Genomic DNA, 16,092 nt, shown 5'->3' with positions numbered 1-16,092 from the left:
TGATGGTTCCACCGGACTCGGCGGTCTCCCCGCTCTCGCACGCCCGATGGTGGCGTGCGGGAGTGGTGCAGGCCGTCTCCCCACCCGGCGTCCTCGACCTGGGACCCGGCTACCTCGAACCGAGCCTGCTGCCGGTCGACGAGGTGTACCCGCTCTACGCGGAGGCCCTCGCCGAGTACGGCCCCGCGGCGCTCACTTACGGCGCCAACGCCGGAGCCCAGCCACTGCGCGCCCTGCTGGCCGCCCGGCACGGCTGCGCACCCGAGGAGATCATGGTCACCGCCGGTACCTCGCAGGCGCTGACCTTGTTGTGCACCGTGCTGGGTCGGCCCGGCCAGGCCGTCGTGGTCGAGCGTACGTGCTACGACCTGGGCCGAAGGATCATGACCGATCACGGTCTGCACCTGCGTGAGGTGGACGCCGACGGTGAGGGCGTACGGCCGGAGGCACTGGACCGGGCCCTGTCCCACGGTGACGACGTGGCGTTCGTCTACCTGACGCCGACCTTCCACAACCCGACCGGCACGGTCGCGGGCGAGTCACGCCGCCTGGAGCTCCTCGCCGTCGCCGCCCGGCACGGCGTGCGGATCGTGGAGGACGACGCGTACACGGAACTGGGCCTGGACCGCACCGCTCCGCCGCCCTCGCTCGCCGCGCTGGCCGGCCGGCGGGGCGTGATCCGGCTCGGGTCGTTCGCCAAGACACTCGGACCGGGCCTGCGACTGGGCTGGCTGGAGGCCGACCCGGACCTGGTCGAAACGATGACCGACCGCGGACAACTGGTCAGCGGCGGAGCGCTCAACCACCTGACCTCGCTGGCCGTCGCCATGCTGATGGGGGACGGCCGCTACGACCGGCGCCTGTCGTGGCTGCGTGCGCAACTCCGGCTGCGGCGCGACACACTCGTGGCCGCCCTGCGGGCCGGCATGGGCGAGTCGGTGACCTTCGACTGTCCGGCCGGCGGCTTCTTCGTCTGGCTGACCTTCGAGCACCCGCGGCGCAGCGAGTCGTCGCTGCTCGCCTCGGCCGGCCGGGCAGGCGTCGCGGTGGCACCGGGCTCCCGCTTCGGCAGCGTGGCCGGCACTCACCTGCGACTCGCGTACAGCCTCAACTCGCCCGACGGTTTGGCGGCGGCGGCCGCGCGGCTCGCCGCCGCCTGGAGAAATGAGGAAACCCTTCGATGACTATCGCCGTCAACACCCTGCGCGGCTACAGCCTTCCGCTCTCCCCGTCCGGTACCTCGGCCACGCTGACTCCTCCGCCGTGGCACTTCTCCGGCGAGGTCGTCATGGTCGACTACCGCGTGGACCCGGCGGCGGCGGCTCGGTTCCTCCCGCCCGAGCTCGACCCCGGCGCCGATCCGGGGCAGGCCGCCGCGGTCTTCGCGCACTGGCAGTGGTGCTCGGAGCCGGGCACCGAGCTGGCCGATCCGGGCGCCAGCCAGTTCAGCGAGTTCCTGATCCTGCTCGGCTGCGAGTACCGCGGCCGTCCCCTGGCCCGGTGCCCGTACGCCTGGGTCGACCAGCCCGTGCCACTCCTGCGCGGCTGGGTGCAGGGAATGCCGAAGCAGTTCGGTGAGGTGCATCAGACCCGGCCGATGCGCGTCGGCAAGGCAGGGCCCCTGGGCTCCGCCGCTGGCATGTATCACGGCACGGCCGCGACAGGCGGCCGCCGGATCGCCCACGCCTCGGTGAGCGTGACCGCCCGGGCCGCCGAACCGCCGGCGTTGCACACCGTTCCGCTGGTGCACAGCCGGGTCCAGCCGCCCTGGCTCGCCGGTGAGCAGCCGCCCGTCGGGCTGGTGACCTCGACCGTCACGGGGGTCGAGTTCTCCGAGGTGTGGTCGGGCGACGCGAACCTCGAGATGTTCGATGTGCTCGACGCGGACTTCGCCTCGCTGCGGCCGGTCTCGGTCGGGCGCGGCCATGTCTTCGGATACGCCGAGACGCTGGTCTCCGGCCAAGCCCTGGACTGATACCCACCCCCGAAGGAGCAGAAGATGACAAATCCGTTCGACGACCCCGACGCTCGATTCAAGGTGTTGATCAACGACGAAGGTCAGCATTCGCTCTGGCCCGCTTTCGCCGCCGTTCCCGAGGGGTGGTCGGTCTCGCTGGCCGACACGGACCGCGAGACCTGCCTCGCGTACGTCGAGGAGCACTGGACCGACATGCGCCCGAAGAGCCTGGCCGACCGCATGGCCGCGGGCTGATGAGCGTCGCGACCATCGGCAGGACGCGATTGCACTACGACGACCACGCACCCGACGGCCGATCGGGCGGGGAGCCGGTCGTGCTGGTCATGGGCGCGGGTGGTCGCGGCCGGGCGTGGCGCCTGCACCAGGTGCCGGCGCTCGCCGAGGCCGGCTATCGAGTGATCACGTACGACTCCCGGGGCGTGCCCCCCAGCGACCCCGGCGAGGCGGGGCTGACGCTCGGCGATCTCGCGGCCGACCTGGCAGGGCTCATCGAGCACCTGCGCATCGGGCCGTGCCGTCTGGTGGGCACGTCGCTCGGCGCGCTCGTGGTGCAGGAGCTGCTGCTGACCCGGCCCGATCTGGCCACGGCCGCCGTACTGATGGCCACGCGCGGCCGCGACGACGGACTGCGCGCGGCCGCCGCCCGGGCCGAGATCGAGCTGCTGGACTCCGGCATCACGCTGCCACTCCGCTATCACGCGGCCCTGCAGGCGATCCAGAACCTGTCCCCGCACACGCTCAACGACGACGTCGAGGTGTCCGACTGGCTGTCGGTGTTCGAGCAGTCGCTGTCCACCGGCCCCGGACTGCGGCATCAGCTCGCCATCAAGCCGGACCCCGGTCGCCTCGCGGCCTACGCCGCGATCACCACGCCGTGCCTGGTACTCGGCTTCGCCGACGACCTGGTCACGCCCCCACACCTGGTCGCCGAGGTGGCACGTGCCATCCCCGGCGCCGCCCACCAGCTGATCCACCACGCGGGTCACTACGGGTACATGGAGCAACCGGAGGAGGTGAACCGGCGGATGCTCGAGTTCTTCCGCAGCGTTCCGGCCCGCCCTCTCCCCCGGACCAGCCGAGCGGCGCCCGAAGAGCGCCGAGTCACCAGCCCCTGAACCGTTTCCGACGACCGAGAAGGTGCCGATGGCCGTCGTATCTCCGAAGACCGTTGTCGTCGTGCCGACCTACAACGAGCGGGACAACCTGCCTGTACTGGCCGGTCTGCTCGCGGACCTGCCGGTGCCGAATCTGCATCTGCTCGTGGTCGATGACGACTCACCCGACGGCACCGGCGAGATCGCCGACAAGCTCGCCGCCGAGACACCGGACACCATCGGCGTGCTGCACCGTGGCGCCAAGGACGGACTCGGCCGCGCCTATCTCGCCGGCATGGCCCGTGCGCTGGACGAGGGTGCCGACATCGTGGTCCAGATGGACGCCGATCTCTCGCACCCGGCCTCGGCGATCCCGGCCATGATCGATGCGCTGTCGACCGGGAACGCCTCCGTCGTGATCGGCTCGCGCTACGTGGCCGGCGGCTCGATCGCCTCCGACTGGCCCTGGTTCCGCCGAGCGTTGTCGGCCTGGGCCAACATCTACGTCAATGTGATCCTGCGGTTGCGCCTGAAGGACGCCACCGCCGGATTCAAGGCGTGGCGGGCCGAGACATTACGGGCGCTCGACCTGAACTCCGTACACAGCAACGGGTATTCGTTCCAGGTCGAGATGAACCACCGGGCCGTCAGGCGTGGGTTCACCATCCTCGAGGTGCCGATTCGCTTCGAGGAACGCGGGCACGGCGCGTCGAAGATGAGCCTGGGAGTGCAGCTCGAATCCGCCCTCACTCCGTGGAGGCTGCGCTTCGGGCGCGAGCGCGGCTGAAGCCTCGGGCCCGCCGCGCCCCTGACCACGCTCGTGCCTGGTCAGCGGTGAAGCGCCTTCGTCGACCGTCTCCTGCTGACCCCGCTCGTTGCCGCGATGGAGGCGGTGGCCTTCCCCTTCGCCCGCCAGTCGGGCCGACCGGCCCCGGCATCGCGCCGGGGCCGGCTTCGTTCGCCCACACACCGGTACCCCGGCGCATCGGCGCGCCCCCACGTATGCGATCACCGCCATCCCGAGCACACCGACTACCTGCGATTGCACTTATAGCGCGCATGCAACTATTGTGGAGGCACGTAAAGAGCTTACTCAAGCAATCACAGAAGGGGTGAGCCATGCCGCTCGCGCTCCTCGCCCTGGCAGTCGGGGCCTTCGGGGTCGGAACGACTGAGTTCGTCGTCATGGGACTACTGCCCGACATCGCCGCCGACTACGGCGTCTCCATCCCCACCGCGGGCCTGCTGGTCACCGGCTACGCGCTCGGCGTCGTCGTCGGCGCGCCGCTGCTGACCGTCCTCGGCAACAAGGTGAGCCGCAAGCGGATGCTCATGCTGCTGATGGGCCTGTTCGTGCTCGGCAACGTGGTCTCCGCCCTCGCCCCGAGCTTCGGGATGATGCTGACCGGCCGCGTGATCGCCTCGCTCGCCCACGGCTCGTTCTTCGGCATCGGGTCCGTCGTCGCCGCCGACCTCGTCGCCCCGGACAAGAAGGCCGGCGCCATCGCCACCATGTTCACCGGCCTCACCGTCGCCAACATCGTCGGCGTGCCGCTCGGCACCTTCATCGGGCAGTCGGTCGGCTGGCGCACCACCTTCGCGATCGTCGCCGCGCTCGGTGTGATCGGGCTGCTCGGCATCGCCAGGCTCGTGCCCGCCATGCCCCGCCCCGGAGGTGCCCACCTGCGCCGGGAGCTGAAGGCGTTCCGCAACCCCCAGGTGCTGCTCGCGATGGCGATGACCGTGCTCGGCTTCGGCGGTGTCTTCGCCGCGATCACCTACATCGCACCGATGATGACCGAGGTCGCCGGCTACTCCGACGGCGCGGTCACCTGGCTGCTCGTCCTCTTCGGCGTCGGCATGTTCCTCGGCAACCTGCTCGGCGGCCGGTACGCCGACCGCGCGCTGATGCCCCTGCTGTACACCACCCTCGGCGGGCTCGCGATCGTCCTCGCGCTGTTCACCGTGGTCGCCCACGACAAGGTCCTCGCCGCGATCGCCATCCTCCTCGTCGGGGCGCTCGGCTTCGCCACGGTGCCGCCGCTGCAGAAGCGCGTCCTCGACCAGGCGCACGGCGCGCCGACCCTGGCCTCCGCCGTCAACATCGGCGCCTTCAACCTCGGCAACGCGCTCGCCGCCTGGCTCGGCGGCATCGTCATCACCGCCGGCTTCGGCTACACCTCCCCGAACTGGGTCGGCGCCGTCCTCGCCGCCGCCGCTCTCGGCCTCGCCTTCTGGTCCGCCGCGCTGGAGCGCCGGACCACGGCGGCCAAAGCCGCCGCCACCGTCGACACCGACGCCCGCATCCCCGTACGCCACTGACCCCCCTCCCCTCCCCCGCCACCCCAAGGAGAAGCGCCATGAGCACCACCGCCGTCATCCCGCTGACGACCACCGAGGCCGAGGCCCTGATCACCAGCGCCCGCCGCGCCGCCGAACACGCCGGAGTCACCGTCAGCATCACCGTGCTCGACGCCGGCGGACACCTGCTCGCCTTCCGCCGCGACGACCGGGCGGTGCTGATCTCGGGCGAGACCAGCACCCGCAAGGCGTACACCGCACTCCAGCTCAACGCCCCCACGGCCGACCTGGTCGACCTCGTCAAGCCCGACGGCCCGTTCCACTCGCTGCCCACCGCTCTCGACCGGCCGCTGCTCTTCATCGCCGGCGGTCTGCCGGTCCACCGCGACGGCCGCCTCATCGGCGCCATCGGCGTCGGCGGCGGCGCCCCGGAGCAGGACCACTCCTTCGCCACCACCGCACGCGAGGAGATATCCCGATAGCCCGCGCCTCAGGACCTCTTTTGGGCGATCACGTCCGAAGCCGGATACCGACGCTTGCGGCCGACGGCGGGGCCGAGAAAGCGCGTCGGCCGTACGGACGGCACTCGACGTCAACGTCTAGGACTGTCGGCCGCTGCGGGCAGCGAGCCGCCCGGTACCCGGCTCCTGGCCTGTGGTGAAGAAGTGCGACTGGGACTCGGACCGGACATGAAGCATCGACCCTCCGACGGCAGTTCGGCCTCGCTCTCGCGACCGAGGCCGACGTCCCGGGCAACGCTCTCACCCAGCTGCACCTCGTCCTCAAGAACGACTTCCACCAGAAGGTCCGGGGCTTGCGGACAGACGCCCGACGGCGAGAAGCAGCTCCGCCGGCAGCTGGTCAAGGCCAAGGAGCTCCGGGCCGAGACGCCGAAGGAGAACGACCGGCTCCAGGCCCACAACGAGGCACTCGTCGGCCCACTGCATCAGGTTGTGATGGAGAACCGCCAGCTCCGCCTCCAGCTGGCCTAGAGGCCCGACAACCTCCCAGTCCTCCGGGCCCAACCACGGCCGACAGCACGGTGAGATCAACGGGAGACAAATCGAGCGGAGTTGTCAGAGGCGGGCGCTACCCTCAGATCTAGCTCAAAGAGGACCCCGGCGGCGTCGAGGTCGACGGGCGCCGGGGTTACTCATGATTGGCATCTGGAACATACCTCGAACACAACGCCGAAGGCACCCAGTGCCACGCTGCTGTGATCACCGCCTCTCGACCTGGCACGCCGGGCCTCCTCGCAAGCACGAGGAAGAACCCACCAGGCACAATGCAGCTGATCAAGGCACACATCACCAACTACAGGTCTGTCGAAGACTCCGACATAGTCGACATCGAAAAGGATGTCACCTGCCTCGTCGGGAAGAACGAGTCGGGCAAGACGACCCTCCTCCAGGCGCTCTTCCGGCTCAACCCCGTGGAGGCCGCCACCTTCGACGAGGTCGTCGACTTCCTTGCCCGCAAGACCCGCGAGCGCAAGCAGATCCCGGCCGGCCAGAAGATCCCCGTGGTCCGGGCGACGTTCCGCTTCGACGACACCGAGATGAAGGCGATCGAGGAGGAGCTCGGTCGCAAGGCCATGAAGAGCCCCGAGTTTGACGTCGTCATCGGCTACCGCGACAGCACCAAGACCTTTGCCTTCTCCTACGACGAGGTCGCGGTCGTCAACCACCTGCGCTCCGCCCTGGGCCTCCCGGCCGCGACCGCCAAGGCCATCGGGAGCGCGAAGACCGTCGCGGACCTTCTTGATGCCCTCGACGAACTGGAAGAGCCCCCGTCCGGCGCCACCGCACTGGCCGACCGCATCCGCGGCTGGCGCGACAGCAGCCTCGGGTGTCACCTCATCGACCAGTACGGCAGCCCGTCGATGCCGAACTTCGTCTACTTCGCGGACTACGACACGATGCCGGGCAAGGTCGCGCTGCCCGATCTGATCCGGCGGCGAGCGTCAGGAGACATCACGCGCGGCGAGCGGGCTCTGCTGAGCCTGCTGGACATGGCGGGAGTTTCGCCGGAGGAGTTCCAGGATTCCGACCAGCACGAACGGCTCATCCGGGAACTAGAGAACTCCGGCAACGTCATCTCGGACGAGGTCTTCGACTACTGGTCGCAGAACACCGAGCTGGAAGTCCAGCTGAAGGTCCTGGCCCCTGAGACAGGGGCTGTGCCGCCCTTCAACGAAGGACCGATCCTCCAGGTCCGCGTCTTCAACACTCGGCACCGAGCCTCAGTGCCCTTCGACGAGCGGTCCCGCGGCTTCGTCTGGTTCTTTTCCTTCCTCGCCTACTTCAACGAGCTGGAGGCGGCGGGCAGCACTGACCTGATCCTCCTCTTGGACGAGCCCGGCCTGTCCCTTCACGGCCGCGCCCAGGAGGACCTGCTCCGTCTGATCGACGAGCGGCTGGCCCCCAAGCACCAGGTGCTCTACACCACCCACTCTCCGTTCATGGTCGACCCCCACAACCTCCAGAGGGTCAGGACGGTCATGGACATGGAGCGCGGCGGAGCGAAGGTCTCCTCGGAGATCTTCAAGGCCGACGAGGACACCGCCTTCCCGCTCCTGACCGCGATGGGTGTCGAGATGACCCAGACGCTGTTCGTGGGCGAGCACACCCTGCTCCTCGAAGGCCCGAGCGACCTGATCTACCTCGACGTGCTCACCGACGTCGCCGAGGCAAACGGCTCCACGGGACTCGACCCGCGCTGGGTGAAGACCCCCATCGGCGGCTCCGGGAAGCTGTCCACCTTCGTGACCCTCCTGGGCGCGAACAAGCTGAACGTCGCCGTCCTCGTCGACTCCAGCAGCAAGGACGTCGGGGCCGTCCAGCGCCTCCGGGACAACGACCAGCTCGCCAAGAACGGACTCGTCGAGATCAGCGAGTTCACCGCCACGGCCGACGCGGACGTCGAGGACCTGTTTGACAGGGACTTCTACCTCGACCTCGTAAACCGCGCCTACGCCAACCAGCTCACCACCCCGATCGACGCCTCGGAACTCAACGCCAAGGACCCTCGCGTCATCCGGCAGATCGAGGCGGTGTTCAAGAAGCGCAAGATCACCACTCGGTTCAACCACTACAAGCCGGCGGCCGCTTCCTCCGCGAGCAGGCGGCACTCGCCCCGAGCATCGACGCAGCAACGATCACACGCGCCGACCAGCTGTTCACGCGCCTCAACTCCCTGCTCCCCAAGCGCTGAGCCATGGCGCGCTCGGCTTGATCCGCAAGGCCGCCCAAGAAAAGAGCCGCATGCCCCCAACCGATCCCCTCGCGCTCACCCTTCTTGTTCTCAGAACCAGAAGGACTTGAGGACGAGGGGAGCGAGGGATGGGACCGCTGACATGGGTCATGAGCCTCTTCCGCCGCGAAGGAGGAATGTGGGGCTACCTGACAGAACGGACCAAGAGCCGCACGGCAATCGAGCTTGAGCGCGAACGCAACGCTGCCACCGTCAGCGTGCTCCCGCTTCTGCCGCCGGGCACTGACTTCATGGAGAGCGAGGTGGGCGGGCGAACCCGGGTCATCCGCATGATGCCCATCCAGTCACGGGACAGCGGCATCGCAGGCGGCGACGAAGCGGTGCCTGCTCCTCCTTCTGCTGCTTCCTCTCACACCGATCCGGCTCCGATGCAGCTGCGGCAGGGGCGGACGGCGATCAGCCCGGCATCACCCGGGCCCCAGCCTGAGTACTCCCGTCCCAACGACGTTCCGCAGGTGGACACTCTCAGTGAATGACAGGCAGCAGTTCGACGATGAGGTCGTCGATCTCTACACGCAGCATCACGGGGCGATGCGTGGATCACTTCTCCGCAGGGGCATCCCGCACCCGGTCGCGGATGAGATCGTCAATGACGTCTTTGTCGCAGTCCGCCGGCGGTGGCCCCACATCCGAGATGACTTCTCGATCGGGTACGCCTACAAGATTGCGGCAAACGAATGCGCGAAGTGGTGGACTCAGAACACGAAGGAAGAGAAATACCGCGATCGGAACGAGGAAGACCTCGCTGATGAGCGCGACGAGTATCTCCAGATTCTGAACCGCGTCATGATCAACCAAGCAATCAAGGACCTGACGCCCAGGGAGCAGGAGGTCATCCATCTACGGTTCTACAGACAGTTGAGCGTGGAGGAGGCAGCCGAAGCTCTCCAGCTGTCGACCGGGTCGGTTAAGAGCTACACGCATACAGCCAAGATCAAGCTTCGCGCCAAGCTCAACGAGTTGGACAACGAGTGCGGGGAGGAGGAGCAGTGAACATGAATCAGGAGGAAATCCGCTCGGAGGGGGAGCGCGTTGCGTCGTTCCGGCAGGCGCTACAGCGGTTGCACGATGATCCTTCCGAAGCCGCACGCATCGATTCAATCATCGATGAAGCGGAACTCGTTGACCAGCAAGTGACTGATCGCAGCCATCACCAGCACGTGGTCGTGAACGTCAATGGCGGTGAAACCAACAATGTCGAAATCTTCGGCTCCCGTCGCGAAGCTGAGTCCGAGGCCTTCCGCGATCCGGCGCCTGCGACTCCGGTGATGCCGGATCACCCGAGTGAGCGCTCTCGCCCCGCTCTGGAGGTCCAACTCACCAGGACCCGGGCAGTCACCAATGTGGCCTCCTTGGTACTCATGACGACGATCGCGCTCTTCGCGATGCAGGGAGGGTCAGCGGTGCTAGGCGCTGTCCTTAGCGTCCTTGCCGCGTCAACGGCAGGAACACAGATCCTGCTGACTGGCAGGCCGCGGTCCGCTGTTCTCAAGACGCACCTGCACGCCCGACGGGAGGAACGGCGAGAGTTGGACCCCCACTGACCTCTTCATCCCTGAGGGTCGACAGCCGTCAGCTGTCGACCCTCAGGCGCGACCTCGAGCTTCAACACGCTGAACTAGACAGGGAAAGGACGTCCTGGGCGAGCGCGGCGGCACGTCCTCCGCTGGCGACGGGCGTGGCCGTGCCGAAGCCTTCTGGAAGGTCTGCCGCCTCGGAGAAATCGGCGGGGCCGAGCACGGGCGCGACTTCTCCGACGTCGGCGAGTTCCACGCGTTTCGCGGCACCGGCAAGATCGAGTTCAACGCATGCGGGCATGCGCCACATTGCGTCCGAGCACATCCGTCGGCGGGCCCGATACCGCAACGATATGCGTCCTCCCCTGGAGGAACGTTCCCTCTCGATCGACCCAGAGTGGCACGAAGTACCTGCTTTCGGGGTCCCGATGCGGGCATCCTGGCGCTGCTCGCCGGCCGGTCAGGTCAGGCGGACCGGTCGGGCCGGTGGGACCTTGTAACCGGAGCGCTCGGCGTCGGCGATCTCGCCGTGCTTGTGTGCGGCTTCCGGGTGCGGCAGCACGGGCGCGATAGGCACCCGCTGCCACCGCAGCCGACATTCAGGCCGAGGATCACCGCGATGCTCTCCTTGCTACTGAACTTGATTGAGTGATGTCGGCGCTGTTGGCCTGACAGTTTCTGGGGTGGGTCGTGGACCACGGTCTACGACCGGCATCGGCGCTGGTGCGCTGACGGCACCTGGGAGCGGATCCTGGCGGCCGTTCGCGCTGCCCGGAGATCTCATCGGTCATCGCTAACGTGAGCAAGTCGCCGGCCAGCACCGGGTCAACGACGTCACCAGACCTCCCCAGCAGCCAATCGCGACGAGGTCCAGGTCTGCGCCTACCTGGGGCCCCGACACATACTGCCGAAGCCGCTGCGGGTGCTCCTCGAGAACCTCCTCGACCGTCACCAGCGTCTCGACGAATCGGCGGGCTCAGCGAGCCGGCCGCCTCCACAGCGGGTAAGGGCGGGAACTGCAGGGTCAGCTCGACATGGCTGCTCCGTACCCACAGCTACCCGGAAGTCTTGCCCTCAGCAGTGTTCGCTTCCGTTCCCATCAATGCCCGCACAGTAACGCGCATGGCTGCCACAAAAGATGACGGCCAATCAGGCAGACAGTATCCCTGGCGGCGCGGCAGGATGGTGGTGCGGCGCCCGGCGGGGCTGGCCGGCGGCCGATTGGGAGGGGACGATGGAACGGTTACGTGTCACCGGAGTGACCTATCTCGGCGGGCATCCGCGACACCCCCGCCTGATCGAGGGTCTGCGGCTGGACGTCGCCCTGGCGGGCCTGTCGGTGGGACGGCCGCTACGCAGCCTGCTCTCCGTGAGCTGGCCCTCGCTCACCTGGCTCTACGTCCTGACAGTGGAAGACCTCCAGGCCAAGGCGCGCAGCGGGGAGTTCCTCCTCGTCCCGAACCTGAACCGCACATGGGAGTGCGGCGACGCCGCAAGCGTGATCGGGCTGGGCATCGACAACGTCGACTGCTGGCTGCTCGCGCCGCAGACGCCCGTCCGGGAGCTCAGGACGCGGCTGGCCTCCTGGACGTTCGGCGCCACCGACGCCCCGCGGCAGGCGGGCACGGGCGACGCGGGCACACCGGAGCAGGTGGCTCTGCAGGCCATCGCGGTGTGGCGCGCGGCCGGCGTGGGCCGGGAGCCGCTGGCCGACCGCAAAACGCTCAGCTACCGGCTCGCGGTCGCCGAGCAGCACCGCCGCAGCGGCGATCTCCTCAGCGCGCTGACGCTGCTCCGACAGCTCGCCACGCAGGCAGTCGAGACCTTCAGCGCAACGGACCAGGCCACCGTCGTGGCACGCAACAACCTCGCCTTCGCCCTGGCCGTCGGCGGTTTCCGGCAGGAGGCCATCGAGGCGTACTGGGAGATCCTGGACGACCTGGCGGCCGCCGGGATCGTCGACCAGGCCAAGGCGGAGATGTTCGCGCGCCAGAACCTGGCGCGACTGCATGACCCCCACTGGCGCCCCTGACATGCCTCGCCGCCACGACGGCCGGCCTCGGGTCCGACCTCGCCGGCCGCCGACGGAATCCGGACTCGAACTGCTTCGGTAGTGCCACCCACTTCGTCGGAGCGCGAGGAGTGCCGCTCCGGCTCCCAGCCGGTGACGTCCAGCAGCCCGCCGACCGGCTCGCGGTAAGCCCGGCTCCGGGCCGGACCGGCTCAGCCCCGTAGACCCGCGCGGGAGCCCGTCCCCGGTTCAGTCCACCGTGTTCTCCTCGGTTCAACGTTGGGTGCGGGCCCATGCCGTAGTGCGTGCCCGATCCGGGCACCGGTGGATCGGCGAACTCGACGGGGAGCCACGCCGACCACCCGCACCCCAGCGCGCTGAGGCAGGCGTAGGCAGCCGAGCCGGCGCGGTCTCGGGTGTTCACACGAAGGGTGGCGCTGAGCGATGCTTGCCCCGTGGAATGGGTTCGGTGTTCATGAGCAGAACCGGCTGTAGGACTCGCCCCGTTCGTCACCGTCTGTAGCGGGATCCGGTTTGACGACAGGCCCCAGCCCGGTGCCGCATCAGCGCGGCTGAAGCGAGTAAGCGCCGCCCGTCCAACCCCGCAATCGGCACACCCGTTCCCGTGCCATCGGTGCGGGCGAAACCCGCTTCGGGTGGGGTAGTTGAGGTGCGCACGCGGGTAGGGAAGATCAACCGGCGCGCAGCAGCCCGCCCCTTGGTGAAAAGGAATTCCCTGCCTTGAACATCGACGATCTCATTCAGCTCTACACCATCCTCCAGCCGGTGACCATGTTCGTGGGGCAACTCGTGCACCCGTAGACCGCCTCCGGCGCCCGCACGTGAGCTGTCCGGTGCTGGACGCCGGGTTGCGGTGCGGGCACCAGCCGAGGGAATCTCAGTCCTCCAGGGCCGGCCGCTGCCGAACCGTCCGCGGTTCGGCAGCGGCCGGCCCCGCGGTCACGTGGACGGGAAGCGAAGGCGGGTCAGATTCCGGTGCGGGCGTTGATCCAGAGCCGGTAGAACCCGACGTTGGTGTAGACGCTCGGGTAGCGCGGGCTGCAATTGGCGCTGAAACTGACGATGCCGATCTGCCTGCCGTTCTGGACCAGGGGACCGCCGCTGTCGCCCGTGCAGGTGGAGGCGCCGTCGTAGCCGGTGTAGGTGCAGATGTTGCGGAGGATGTCCACGACGCCGGTCCCGTAGCGCAGAGCGCAGGTGGCGACGGGCATCACCGTCGTCGTGGCCTGCTGGAGGGCGTTCGACGTCTGGCCGGTGGCGCTCGTCAGTCCCCACCCGGTGACGGTCGCGCTCCCGCCGAGCAGTTCGGGGAGGTCCGACAGGGCGACGGGTTGGATGCGCGGGGTGTAGCCGAGGGGGGTTCTCAGCTTCAGGACCGCGATGTCGTTGGACACGGTGCCGACGACGTTGTAGTGGTAGTTCTCGTGGATGGTGTACCGCTCCACCGCGAGAGCGGTACCCCCCGCGTTCAGGGTGTTGCTCCCAGCGACGACCTGAATCGACGAAGGAGCGTGGCCCTCCAGGCAGTGGCCCGCGGTCAGGATCCACTGGGCGCCGATGACCGAACCACCGCAGAAATGCTGACCGCCGTCACGAAGGGATACCTGGTAGGGATACGCGCCGTCTGCAGCGTCGGCCCCCCCGACGATCCGCGTGGACGGGGGTGGTGGCTCGGCGGACGCCGTTGCTGCCCCCGTGGCCAGGGCGCCCGCCATGACCACGACCGTCATCACGGCCCGCGCCGCCGCAGCCATCAGCGGCCTGAGCCCTTCACCTTTTCGCACACTCGTCCCTCTCTTCTCTGCCCGGCCCACCCGGACGGGGCCGCGCGAACCCTTCCCCGCCACTGCCCTGCCAAGACATCGTTTCTGCGGAAAGACGCAGTTGGCGCTCCTGGGGCGCCGGTCTGGCCGTGTCCACAGGAACGTCACCGTTCCGGCGTGGTGTCAGAGGAGGCCGCCAAGTACGGGGCCGAGGATCTCGACGACCCTGACAACGCTCTCCAGCCAGTTCACTCTGTGCGCCTCCTTCGTGTGGTGATGCGTGAGAATCTCTCGCGCATCCTCTCGCAGAAGGGGAAGTCGCAACGGCCGAATGAGGAAGAGGGCCACCGTCAGCTGGGCGGCCCACCCGCACATCCGGGCACGGGCCAGCGCGGCCGCCAACTTCTTCCTGCGGGGCGAGGACGGCGCACGCGGCGAGTGGCGACTGCTCGCCGCCTGCCACAACCTCCGCAAGATCTTCCGACACACCGGAACCACCGGACTCACCGCCCTGGCCGGCTGGCCGGCCGGGCCTCCCGGCCCCGTCGCGGCGTTGCCGGGCCGCACGGCTGGCGGGCAGGACCTCGACCACAGCCTCACAGGTGTCAGCAGCGCGACCGCGACCGATCCCATCGATCACGGCCAGCTGACCGCTTACCCGTTACTGGGACACGCTCCTAGCAGTCGCCGCGCCCGGACCTCCCAGCCCGGTGAGTCTTCGCGGCCGGAGCACCGGACGCGCGTCAAGGGTCTGTATCAAAGGCGTAAGAGTCGCATAAAGGCCTGGGCGGAACACCGGGAAGCCTGGTCGGCGGACAAGGGACACATCCCTTCTTCGCCAGGGGCTCGTATGGTGCTCATCGCTGTCTTGGGGGTCGCACTGCTCGTCTCCGGTCTCGCGGGCCGCTCGGTACTGTCCACCTCCCTGTTGTTCCTGCTGGCGGGTGCGCTCGTCAGTGACGGCTTCCTCGGGCCGATCCACATCGCCCCCAACGGCCCGGTCGTCGTGGCGACCGCTGATGCCGAAGCTCGCAGTCTTGCGGAGCACGAGCAGGGAACCGACCGGCCCACGCCAGTCGTCCAGGAAGAGCTGATAAAACGTCAACTGAGCCAAGTGCACGACAGGTAAAGCAAGTTCGACGGCACGACAGCAGGGGAGGAAGCACTGTGAGGACCGGATTCAGGAGCCTCGTTCTGGCGGCGCTCAGCGCCGCGTCCATGGTGGGTGCCGTGCTGGTCGGCGCGGCACCGGCGAACGCGATCGTCGGCGGCCAGCCCGTCGGCATCGACCAATACCCGTACCAGGTCTCACTCCAGGTGAACCGCACTCACCACTGCGGCGGCACCATTCTCAACACGACCACGATCGTGACAGCTGCGCACTGCACGGCCGGGATCGCCCCCTGGAAGCTTTTCGTCCGGGCCGGGAGCACGTACGAGGCTTCCGGCGGCCAACTGGTCCCGGTCAGCTCCATCGTTCAACACCCCAGTTATGACAACCGCACTCTCGACTACGACGTGTCCGTCCTCAAGCTGGGCAAACCCCTGACCTTCGACTCCCGCACCCAACCCACCACGCCGGCGGCCGGCTTCCCCCCGGCGGGTACGCCGCTGACCGTCACGGGTTGGGGAGCCACCAGCGAGGGCGGGCCGTCATCGGCACAGCTGCGAGCCGTCGACGTCCAGGCGATCGCCAACAACCAGTGCGAACGCGTCTTCGGCGCCACCACCATCACCGACCGGATGGTCTGCGCCGGGGTGGCGGGCGGCGGCAAGGACTCCTGCCAGGCCGACAGCGGTGGCCCCCTGACGGACGCCGGCGGCGCCCTGGTCGGCATCGTCTCCTGGGGCAACGGCTGCGCCCGCGCCGGCTACCCGGGCGTCTACACGAACGTCGGAAGTGTCGCGGGCTTCCTCACCGAGCACACCGCGAGGACGGCACCCGCCTCCGCCCCGGCCATGCCGTCGGCCACGGCTCCCACGGGAAACGGTCTGCCCGTACAGGACCACTACTGAACTTGATTGGGTGATGTCGATCAGCCGTCCATGAGTAGGCCGGTGCCTGCGAGGCAGCCGTCGACCAGGCCGGGGTGGTGCTGGATCTGTTTGAGCCGGTGCTTCACGGCTCGGGTGA

Annotated in this window: 16 protein-coding genes and 2 pseudogenes; 15 read left to right on the top strand and 3 right to left on the bottom strand. The window is 68.5% G+C overall.

What is annotated here, in order from left to right; all coding sequences use genetic code 11:
- Nucleotides 1-2 precede the first annotated feature (2 nt).
- From OG361_RS34380 to OG361_RS34330, 11 genes are all read left to right on the top strand, one after another.
- Entirely contained in the window at nucleotides 3-1,184 is a 1,182-nt protein-coding gene (locus OG361_RS34380; RefSeq protein ID WP_405859821.1) for an aminotransferase class I/II-fold pyridoxal phosphate-dependent enzyme, read from the top strand.
- Nucleotides 1,181-1,975 carry an enduracididine biosynthesis enzyme MppR gene (gene mppR, locus OG361_RS34375; protein ID WP_405859819.1) on the top strand — a complete coding sequence of 265 codons (795 nt, stop codon included), beginning with the start codon at nucleotides 1,181-1,183 and terminating at the stop codon, nucleotides 1,973-1,975. Before OG361_RS34380 ends, mppR begins: the two co-directional genes overlap by 4 nt.
- 24 nt (nucleotides 1,976-1,999) lie before the next feature.
- Nucleotides 2,000-2,212: an MbtH family protein gene (locus OG361_RS34370; protein ID WP_384572365.1), complete on the top strand. Its 213-nt coding sequence runs from the start codon at nucleotides 2,000-2,002 to the stop codon at nucleotides 2,210-2,212.
- The gene (locus tag OG361_RS34365; RefSeq protein WP_405859817.1) at nucleotides 2,212-3,093 is read left to right on the top strand and encodes an alpha/beta fold hydrolase; all 882 of its coding nucleotides are present in this window, start codon (nucleotides 2,212-2,214) and stop codon (nucleotides 3,091-3,093) included. Before OG361_RS34370 ends, OG361_RS34365 begins: the two co-directional genes overlap by 1 nt.
- Nucleotides 3,094-3,121: 28 nt before the next feature.
- Nucleotides 3,122-3,859, top strand: coding sequence for a polyprenol monophosphomannose synthase (locus OG361_RS34360; protein ID WP_405862602.1), 738 nt, complete (start codon nucleotides 3,122-3,124; stop codon nucleotides 3,857-3,859).
- Between the two features lie 332 nt (nucleotides 3,860-4,191).
- Complete coding sequence (locus OG361_RS34355; protein WP_405859815.1) at nucleotides 4,192-5,394, top strand: MFS transporter; 1,203 nt, start codon at nucleotides 4,192-4,194, stop codon at nucleotides 5,392-5,394.
- 38 nt (nucleotides 5,395-5,432) lie between these two features.
- Nucleotides 5,433-5,855, top strand: coding sequence for a heme-binding protein (locus OG361_RS34350; protein WP_405859813.1), 423 nt, complete (start codon nucleotides 5,433-5,435; stop codon nucleotides 5,853-5,855).
- Between the two features lie 803 nt (nucleotides 5,856-6,658).
- Entirely contained in the window at nucleotides 6,659-8,815 is a 2,157-nt protein-coding gene (locus tag OG361_RS34345; RefSeq protein WP_405859811.1) for an AAA family ATPase, read from the top strand.
- Nucleotides 8,763-9,122, top strand: a complete 360-nt coding sequence (locus tag OG361_RS34340; RefSeq protein WP_405859810.1) for a hypothetical protein — start codon at nucleotides 8,763-8,765, stop codon at nucleotides 9,120-9,122. The genes OG361_RS34345 and OG361_RS34340 overlap by 53 nt, the downstream gene beginning before the upstream one ends.
- Complete coding sequence (locus OG361_RS34335; RefSeq protein WP_405859808.1) at nucleotides 9,115-9,639, top strand: RNA polymerase sigma factor; 525 nt, start codon at nucleotides 9,115-9,117, stop codon at nucleotides 9,637-9,639. The genes OG361_RS34340 and OG361_RS34335 overlap by 8 nt, the downstream gene beginning before the upstream one ends.
- Before the next feature lie 2 nt (nucleotides 9,640-9,641).
- Entirely contained in the window at nucleotides 9,642-10,190 is a 549-nt protein-coding gene (locus OG361_RS34330) for a hypothetical protein (RefSeq protein WP_405859806.1), read from the top strand.
- A gap of 61 nt (nucleotides 10,191-10,251) precedes the next feature.
- Here the strand turns inward: OG361_RS34330 and OG361_RS34325 are convergent, their stop codons facing one another.
- Nucleotides 10,252-10,464 carry a hypothetical protein gene (locus OG361_RS34325; protein WP_405859804.1) on the bottom strand — a complete coding sequence of 71 codons (213 nt, stop codon included), beginning with the start codon at nucleotides 10,462-10,464 and terminating at the stop codon, nucleotides 10,252-10,254.
- A 384-nt stretch (nucleotides 10,465-10,848) separates the two neighbouring features.
- Between OG361_RS34325 and OG361_RS34320 the strand changes: the two are divergent.
- Nucleotides 10,849-10,932 (top strand): annotated as a pseudogene (locus tag OG361_RS34320) (IS5/IS1182 family transposase); the annotation flags it as partial.
- A gap of 24 nt (nucleotides 10,933-10,956) precedes the next feature.
- Here OG361_RS34320 and OG361_RS34315 read toward each other — a convergent pair.
- A pseudogene (locus OG361_RS34315) lies at nucleotides 10,957-11,127 on the bottom strand (DUF6333 family protein); the annotation flags it as partial.
- Between the two features lie 270 nt (nucleotides 11,128-11,397).
- On the opposite strand from OG361_RS34315, the gene OG361_RS34310 reads away from it, so the two are divergent.
- Entirely contained in the window at nucleotides 11,398-12,195 is a 798-nt protein-coding gene (locus tag OG361_RS34310) for a hypothetical protein (protein ID WP_405859802.1), read from the top strand.
- Between the two features lie 965 nt (nucleotides 12,196-13,160).
- Here OG361_RS34310 and OG361_RS34305 read toward each other — a convergent pair.
- A complete protein-coding gene (locus tag OG361_RS34305) occupies nucleotides 13,161-13,949 on the bottom strand; it encodes a serine protease (RefSeq protein WP_405859800.1) in 789 nt (262 codons plus the stop codon).
- 340 nt (nucleotides 13,950-14,289) lie between these two features.
- Between OG361_RS34305 and OG361_RS34300 the strand changes: the two genes are divergently transcribed.
- Both OG361_RS34300 and OG361_RS34295 read left to right on the top strand, forming a co-directional pair.
- Nucleotides 14,290-15,087, top strand: a complete 798-nt coding sequence (locus OG361_RS34300; RefSeq protein WP_405862741.1) for a hypothetical protein — start codon at nucleotides 14,290-14,292, stop codon at nucleotides 15,085-15,087.
- 38 nt (nucleotides 15,088-15,125) lie between these two features.
- Nucleotides 15,126-15,974 carry a serine protease gene (locus tag OG361_RS34295; protein WP_405859798.1) on the top strand — a complete coding sequence of 283 codons (849 nt, stop codon included), beginning with the start codon at nucleotides 15,126-15,128 and terminating at the stop codon, nucleotides 15,972-15,974.
- Nucleotides 15,975-16,092: the final 118 nt, after the last annotated feature.

It is taken from the genome of Streptomyces sp. NBC_00090 (assembly GCF_045160815.1).
Taxonomy (GTDB): Bacteria; Actinomycetota; Actinomycetes; order Streptomycetales; family Streptomycetaceae; genus Streptomyces.
This window is presented reverse-complemented; position numbering and strand designations above follow the sequence as displayed.

Excerpts from the sequence above, each read along its gene's own strand:
- OG361_RS34310 (WP_405859802.1), top strand. The coding sequence starts at position 11,398 with ATGGAACGGTTACGTGTCACCGGAGTGACCTATCTCGGCGGGCATCCG.
- OG361_RS34365 (WP_405859817.1), top strand. The coding sequence starts at position 2,212 with ATGAGCGTCGCGACCATCGGCAGGACGCGATTGCACTACGACGACCAC.
- mppR (WP_405859819.1), top strand. The coding sequence starts at position 1,181 with ATGACTATCGCCGTCAACACCCTGCGCGGCTACAGCCTTCCGCTCTCC.
- OG361_RS34305 (WP_405859800.1), bottom strand. The coding sequence starts at position 13,949 with ATGGCTGCGGCGGCGCGGGCCGTGATGACGGTCGTGGTCATGGCGGGC.
- OG361_RS34345 (WP_405859811.1), top strand. The coding sequence starts at position 6,659 with ATGCAGCTGATCAAGGCACACATCACCAACTACAGGTCTGTCGAAGAC.
- OG361_RS34300 (WP_405862741.1), top strand. The coding sequence starts at position 14,290 with ATGAGGAAGAGGGCCACCGTCAGCTGGGCGGCCCACCCGCACATCCGG.
- OG361_RS34355 (WP_405859815.1), top strand. The coding sequence starts at position 4,192 with ATGCCGCTCGCGCTCCTCGCCCTGGCAGTCGGGGCCTTCGGGGTCGGA.
- OG361_RS34325 (WP_405859804.1), bottom strand. The coding sequence starts at position 10,464 with ATGCCCGCATGCGTTGAACTCGATCTTGCCGGTGCCGCGAAACGCGTG.
- OG361_RS34350 (WP_405859813.1), top strand. The coding sequence starts at position 5,433 with ATGAGCACCACCGCCGTCATCCCGCTGACGACCACCGAGGCCGAGGCC.
- OG361_RS34360 (WP_405862602.1), top strand. The coding sequence starts at position 3,122 with ATGGCCGTCGTATCTCCGAAGACCGTTGTCGTCGTGCCGACCTACAAC.
- OG361_RS34330 (WP_405859806.1), top strand. The coding sequence starts at position 9,642 with ATGAATCAGGAGGAAATCCGCTCGGAGGGGGAGCGCGTTGCGTCGTTC.
- OG361_RS34370 (WP_384572365.1), top strand. The coding sequence starts at position 2,000 with ATGACAAATCCGTTCGACGACCCCGACGCTCGATTCAAGGTGTTGATC.
- OG361_RS34340 (WP_405859810.1), top strand. The coding sequence starts at position 8,763 with ATGTGGGGCTACCTGACAGAACGGACCAAGAGCCGCACGGCAATCGAG.
- OG361_RS34380 (WP_405859821.1), top strand. The coding sequence starts at position 3 with ATGGTTCCACCGGACTCGGCGGTCTCCCCGCTCTCGCACGCCCGATGG.